At 46.8% G+C, this 3,869-nt stretch carries 2 protein-coding genes and 4 pseudogenes; 3 read left to right on the top strand and 3 right to left on the bottom strand.

Translation table 11 applies throughout. From position 1 onward, the window contains the following. Window positions 1–326: pseudogene (locus tag BFF42_RS12340) on the top strand (IS1-like element IS1B family transposase); the annotation flags it as partial. A gap of 15 nt (window positions 327–341) precedes the next feature. Here the strand turns inward: BFF42_RS12340 and BFF42_RS12335 are convergent. Further along, window positions 342–560, bottom strand: a pseudogene (locus BFF42_RS12335) (YicS family protein); the annotation flags it as partial. Between the two features lie 221 nt (window positions 561–781). Between BFF42_RS12335 and nlpA the strand changes: the two are divergent. Next, window positions 782–1,600 carry a lipoprotein NlpA gene (gene nlpA, locus BFF42_RS12330; protein ID WP_039060425.1) on the top strand — a complete coding sequence of 273 codons (819 nt, stop codon included), beginning with the start codon at window positions 782–784 and terminating at the stop codon, window positions 1,598–1,600. A gap of 3 nt (window positions 1,601–1,603) precedes the next feature. On the opposite strand, the pseudogene BFF42_RS12325 reads toward nlpA, so the two are convergent. Next, a pseudogene (locus BFF42_RS12325) lies at window positions 1,604–2,526 on the bottom strand (carboxylate/amino acid/amine transporter). A gap of 110 nt (window positions 2,527–2,636) precedes the next feature. Next, window positions 2,637–3,677: pseudogene (locus BFF42_RS12320) on the bottom strand (sugar efflux transporter); the annotation flags it as partial. Between the two features lie 68 nt (window positions 3,678–3,745). On the opposite strand from BFF42_RS12320, the gene BFF42_RS27715 reads away from it, so the two are divergent. Continuing rightward, a partial coding sequence (locus tag BFF42_RS27715; RefSeq protein ID WP_227894989.1) for a hypothetical protein occupies window positions 3,746–3,869 on the top strand: 124 nt, incomplete at its 3' end.

The raw sequence follows: 3,869 nt of genomic DNA, 5'->3' as shown, positions 1-3,869 counted from the left end.
TTTACGCGTATGACAGGCTCCGGAAGACGGTTGTTGCGCACGTATTCGGTGAACGCACTATGGCGACGCTGGGGCGTCTTATGAGCTTGCTGTCACCCTTTGACGTGGTGATATGGATGACGGATGGCTGGCCACTGTATGAATCCCGCCTGAAGGGAAAGCTGCACGTAATCAGCAAGCGATATACGCAGCGAATTGAGCGGCATAACCTGAATCTGAGGCAGCACCTGGCACGGCTGGGACGGAAGTCGCTGTCGTTCTCAAAATCGGTGGAGCTGCATGACAAAGTCATCGGGCATTATCTGAACATAAAACACTATCAATAAGTTGGAGTCATTACCGGCCTCGCGTATATGTTGTTTATTGTTTTCATCTGACAACATTAACTTTTCCCACGCTTCATCTGATAATGACGCCTGTGGCGTGCAAATTTTACGTAAATCTTGTAATACCGTGGTTTTCTCTTTTGCGGACTGCAGTGAGCTAAAAGGCGACTCGGCGTATACGATGCCTGGCATAGCGAAAAAAGTGAAAATAAGCAGTAGTGTCGTTGGTTTCATGGATTCAACCTTTTACAAATGTGTATCGAATGAAGCATAAGTGTAGTTTGCTTTCATCGCTCTCATCATGCTGTACGAAACGCGCTTGCGTGGTCAGTAAGAAGTGCCAGACTTTATATTCCACTTTTATTCCTTTTTATTCTTATCGATAGCGTTTCGTTTTTTAAACCGCAGCGACCTTACCGCTATAGTCAGGTAATCATTAATAAAAGGATAAAAAAATGAAACTGACAACACATCATCTACGGACAGGGGCCGCATTATTGCTGGCCGGAATTCTGCTGGCAGGTTGCGACCAGAGTAGCAGCGATGCAAAACACATTAAAGTTGGCGTTATAAATGGCGCAGAACAAGATGTCGCGGAAGTCGCTAAAAAGGTGGCAAAAGAGAAATATGGCCTCGATGTTGAACTGGTAGGATTTAGCGGTTCGTTTCTACCGAACGATGCGACAAATCATGGCGAACTTGATGCGAATGTCTTCCAGCATCGACCCTTTCTTGAACAAGATAATCAGGCGCATGGTTATAAACAGGTAGCGGTGGGAAATACGTTTGTCTTCCCTATGGCGGGTTATTCCAAAAAAATCACAACCGTGGCGCAAATAAAAGAAGGCGCGACAGTGGCGATCCCCAACGACCCGACCAACCTTGGTCGCGCACTTTTACTGTTGCAAAAAGAGAAGCTAATTACTCTGAAAGAGGGAAAAGGGTTATTACATACCGCGCTGGATATAACCGATAATCCTCGTCATTTGCAGATTATGGAACTCGAGGGGGCGCAGCTTCCGCGCGTACTGGATGATCCCAAAGTTGATGTAGCGATTATCAGCACCACTTACATTCAGCAGACAGGGCTTTCTCCGGTGCACGACAGCGTATTTATTGAAGATAAGAATTCGCCGTATGTGAATATTTTGGTGGCACGGGAAGATAATAAGAATGCAGAAAACGTGAAGGAATTTCTGCAATCTTATCAATCACCCGAAGTCGCTAAAGCGGCAGAAACCATTTTTAACGGTGGCGCGGTGCCTGGCTGGTAATTCTCACTCATGCCGCGCCGGACGATTTATTTTTCTGGCCGGCGACGGGAATCCATTGAAATCAAAATCACCGATGACAGAATCAGCAGCGTTCCCAGCCAGTCCGGTAATGTGAACGTGATCCCCAGCAACAGCAAAGAGAGTAGCGCGCTACTTAATGGTTCTGCACAGCTCAAAATGCTGGCTTTTGGACCGCCAATTAATTGTGCTCCTTTCAGGTACAGACTAAATGTCAGGGACGTACCAATGACCACCAAATAAAAAAACGCCAGAATCAAACTGCCGTTAACGACAAAGTTTGTTCCTTGTCTGGCATAAAAAGGCAACAGAATCAGACCGCCAATCAGCATACTCCAGCCGACGACTGGTAACGTGCCATAGCGGGCAATTAGCGTTGAGGGATAGGTGGTATAGAATGCAGCAGCAAATGCCGAGGCAATGCCCCAGAACAACGCGGCAGGAGAGAGCGATAATGACGTCGGATTACCGTGTGTCACCAATAAAAAAGTCCCGACCAGCGATGTCAAAATAGCGCAGAAAACCAGAATGCCCGGGCGCGATTTACGCACCAGTGAGAACCAGGCGACGATAATCGTCGGTGAGAGGAATTGCAGCACCGTTGCCGTGGCTGCGTTCGATTTTTCGATGGTTAGCAAAAAAGTGAGCTGTACAGTTAGCGCGCCAACCACGGAAAAAATCAGCAGGCTAATGGCATCTTTATGATTGTTAATAATAGAAAAGATTTTATCGCCATGAACAAATGACAGCGTCAGTAGAATCAAACCGGCGAATATCAAACGCGTCATAGTCAAAAACTGCGACGACATCTGGCTTTGCTCCATGATGTATTGCGCGCAGACCCCTGAACTTCCCCACAACACGGCGGCAATCAGAACGTTCAGCATCCCCTTTCTGGTGGAACCCATTTTTCCCTCTGCATACTGTTTTGTCGTTTATGTATGCAGGCATGATAGCAAAAATGGCGAGGATGGCTCTGTTTGCGCCACGCCGATTTTTCTTAGCCCAGACTGGTGAGCTAAATATCTTTAATAAACAGCAGGCAAATCATCGCAATACCCAACATCCCTATCGCCAGCCAGAACAACGCATGGTAGCTCCAGATTTCAACCATAATTCCGTCAACAGAGCCGGCGATAATCCAGCCGACGCGTGAAGTATTTGCATATAACGTTGTCGCAGAGCCTATTTTTTCAGGCATCAAGTCCTGAAAATAAAGCATGCCGATACCACAGAGAATACCAAGGAAGATGGCATTTAGAATTTGCAATTCCAGCTCAACCGCCGGAGTCGTCGCCATGAGTACGCTGGCGTAAAAACACATACCACTCACGATAGCAATGAGCATTAATAGTCGCTTGCCAATACGTTTCATGTAATAGCCTGCGATTAACATCATCGGAATTTCCAGACCGGCAGCGATACCAATCATTTCTCCAGCCAGTTTATCGGTTAGATGCAGTTCATCAATAATAAATAGCGGCATATTTATCATGTAGAGATTATTCGCCGCCCACATCATTGAACAGACCACAAAAAGTAGCCGCGTATCCCGCTTCCTATGGGTGGAGGGTAAAATTTCTACGGGTTGGGTAACGACAGGAATATTTCTTTGTATTGATGGCAAAAACAACCAGACTATCAGCCCGCAAACAACAAATGCGATGGCAGCGGTGAGATACATCACTTTAAAACTAAACCTCATTGTCAGTTCATAAGCGAGCGGTGGCCCGATAACCCAGGCAAGCGAGATCTGAGCACGTAAAAATGTACTGAACATGACCGTCTCACGGCCTGTTCTGTCGGCGTGTTCACGGGCGAGGGCGAACATTTGCGGGTTTGCGGTAGAAGCAAAACTACTCAGAAGTACGCCCGTAGAGAGGAGAATGAAGTAGTTGCGATTCCACGCAAAAAGCGTGCAGGCCAGCACTCCAAATAAGCAACATAGCAGAATCAGTAATTTACGGTCGCCTTGTTTATCGGAGTGCCTTGCCAGAAATTGACTGACCAGAATTCCCATAATAGCGCTACCGGTGAAGAAAAAACCTACCATTATAGGACTAATGCCGATCAGTTAAGGATCAGTTGACCGATCCAGTGGCTGTGTAAGAATCCGGAAACGCTCACTTGTTTCCGGATTTTTTTATGCACATTGGACAGGCTCTTGATCTGGTATCCCGTTACGATTCTCTGCGTAACCCACTGACTTCTCTGGGGGATTACCTCGACCCCGAACTCATCTCTCGTTGCC

The organism is Shigella sp. FC1661 (assembly GCF_001712525.1).
Taxonomy (GTDB): Bacteria; Pseudomonadota; Gammaproteobacteria; order Enterobacterales; family Enterobacteriaceae; genus Escherichia; species Escherichia coli.
This window is presented reverse-complemented; position numbering and strand designations above follow the sequence as displayed.

What these genes read in the sequence shown, in the direction of transcription:
- nlpA (WP_039060425.1), top strand. Translation starts at nt 782, where the DNA reads ATGAAACTGACAACACATCATCTACGGACAGGGGCCGCATTATTGCTG.